The organism is Candidatus Protofrankia californiensis (genome assembly GCF_900634765.1).
In the GTDB taxonomy this organism is placed as follows: Bacteria; Actinomycetota; Actinomycetes; order Frankiales; family Frankiaceae; genus Protofrankia; species Protofrankia californiensis.
The window spans coordinates 1-2,160 of record NZ_CAAAFT010000055.1 but is presented as its reverse complement, the minus strand read 5'-3'; the positions used below and the strand labels follow the sequence as shown (position 1 = coordinate 2,160).

The window sequence follows — 2,160 nt, the reverse complement described above, 5'->3', positions numbered from 1 at the left end:
CGTCCGGTGGAGTGTGGGCTGCCCCCTCGGCGTGCGTCCCGGTGTCCACAGCGTCCACAGCGTCCACCGGGTTCAAGACGGGACCCGGGCCGGCTACCTGAGCGGCCGCGGACACCTCCGGCGTGGGATTGACAGCCGGTGCTCGGTCGGTTCCGGTCGATCGATCCTCCGTGCCGGTAGGGGCCGCGTCCAGCGGACGCTGGATCTCCTCACGCTCGCCGGCGCGCAGCGGCAGCTTGAGATGCCAGCCCTCGTCATGCCCGCCCGTCCGGCGCCGAAGGGTGATCCTGTTCTGAGCCAGCCGCAGATCGTCGGAGTCGTAGTAGACGGCCTCCAGCGTCACCCTTTCCGGTTCGCTGACCGCTGTCACTCCTGGCAACTGGCCCAGGGCTGGCAGTACAAAAGCCGGATCAACGGCGAACTTACGTTCCACTTCCTTCAGCCCGCCACCCACGGTCACCCTCCGTCATATCCGCCTCGTGTCATCACCGTCTGCGCAATTACCGCTGATACATCGGAATAGCGTTGACTGCGCCCGATGAGCCACAGAGAGATCACTGTTGTTCAGCATATGTTAACCATCTGACAGTCCGGAGATTTTCCTCCAGTATTGATCACGACATGGGCAACCAGGAAACCCTGCCAGCCAGCGCGACATAACCGACAAAAGCAACAATGTCGATCAGGGAGTGGGCCACCACGAGCGGGCCGACCCGCCCCCGACGCTGATAGATCCGGCCGAACAGCAGGCCCATGATCAAGTTTCCGGCGAAACCGCCGAGCCCTTGGTAAAGATGGTACGAGCCTCGCAGCACCGCGCTAGTCGCGAGCGCGGTGCGCTCACCCCAGCCGAGCTGGCGCAGCCTCGTCAGCAGGTAGCCGACCACAACGACCTCCTCGAGCACCGCGTTCTGCACCGCCGACAGCACCAGGACGGGGATGCGCCACCACACCTCCGGCAGGCTCGTGGGGACCACAGTCAGGTTCGCGCCGGAGTGCCAGGCGAGCAGGTACAGCCCGAGCCCGCCACCGCCGACGATCGCGGCGAGCCCGGCTCCGAAGCGGGCGTCGCGGGCAGGCCGGCTGCGGTCGAGCCCGATGGCGGCAAGCCCTCCGCCATCCCGGACAAGCAGGTGCAGCGCCAGGAAGGCGGGCACGATCGCGGTCACGATCCCGGCCAGTTGCAGTGCGAGATCGAGCCAGGGGCGTCCCGGAGCTGCCGAGGAGTTCAGCTCGGCGACCTGCTGACGGACCGGCCCGGCAGCGGTCAGATCGCCGACGTAGCGGACGACCGCCCACAGCGCGGAGGCCCCCAGCGAAACGCCCAGAACAAGGCACACCTCGTGGGCGAGCAGCCGCCGCCGGGACCGTGCGCGGCCGGCAAGGTCGCCGCTGCCCTGGTCCGGTGACTCCGGAACTTCAGCCTCCGGCAGCGCGAAAGAAGCATGATCGCGCCGCCCTTGGCCCTCCAGCCCCTCACCGGCTTCCTCGCCGGGTTCGTCCCACGATTTCTCCCCCGGTTCCGCCCCAGGGCCGTTGCCGGCGCGTATGCCGGCGTCCGCCTGCGCTGGTCCCCGCTCGTCGCCGCGTAGCTTCACCTGCCGAACGTAACGGCCCCGGGCGAACCGGCCGGCCGGGACGGCGGCCCCGCACCGATCTCCGTACCCGCGCACCCGGCATCAGCAAGCCGCATCGGTGAACCGGCATCAGTGACGAGTGTCGCCGCCTGCGGGTTCCGGGTCGGCGAACACCCTGAACAGCAGGAACAACGCCGGCAGCAGGACCGCCACCCCGAACCCGATCGCGATCAGCATGGCCCGCAGGTTCTGCGTGGGTGCCGCGGCCGAGGCGGCAGCGACCTGCCCGACCACCAGGTCCGGGTACTGGGCGGCAGCCCAGCCCCACAGCACCCCTGCCACCGCGAGGCCCGCCGCCAGCCGCGCCGCGGTGTAGTGACGCCGCCAGACCAGGACCAGCGCCCCCACCCCACCACACACCGACACGGCCACGAACGGAACACCGCGGGTGGGGAACCGCTCGGCGACCACCGGCGCGTCCCGCCACAGCAACGGCAGCAGCACGACCGCGAGCGCGCCCGCAACCACCGCACCGCTCAACGCCCGGCGGCGGAAGCCGGCCACGAGATGCTCGGTCTCGGGC

Annotated in this window: 3 protein-coding genes; all 3 read right to left on the bottom strand. The window is 69.7% G+C overall.

Features of this window, described 5'->3' with window-relative positions:
* Positions 1 to 454, bottom strand: a 454-nt coding sequence (locus tag DD1DGNOD_RS28710; RefSeq protein ID WP_241255430.1) for a CYTH domain-containing protein, incomplete at its 3' end; no start/stop codon positions are given.
* Between the two features lie 160 nt (positions 455 to 614).
* Positions 615 to 1,433, bottom strand: a complete 819-nt coding sequence (locus DD1DGNOD_RS03030) for a CPBP family intramembrane glutamic endopeptidase (protein ID WP_430827749.1) — start codon at positions 1,431 to 1,433, stop codon at positions 615 to 617.
* Between the two features lie 273 nt (positions 1,434 to 1,706).
* Positions 1,707 to 2,160 (bottom strand): cytochrome d ubiquinol oxidase subunit II (locus tag DD1DGNOD_RS03025; protein ID WP_165036365.1); only part of this gene is annotated, 454 nt, incomplete at its 5' end.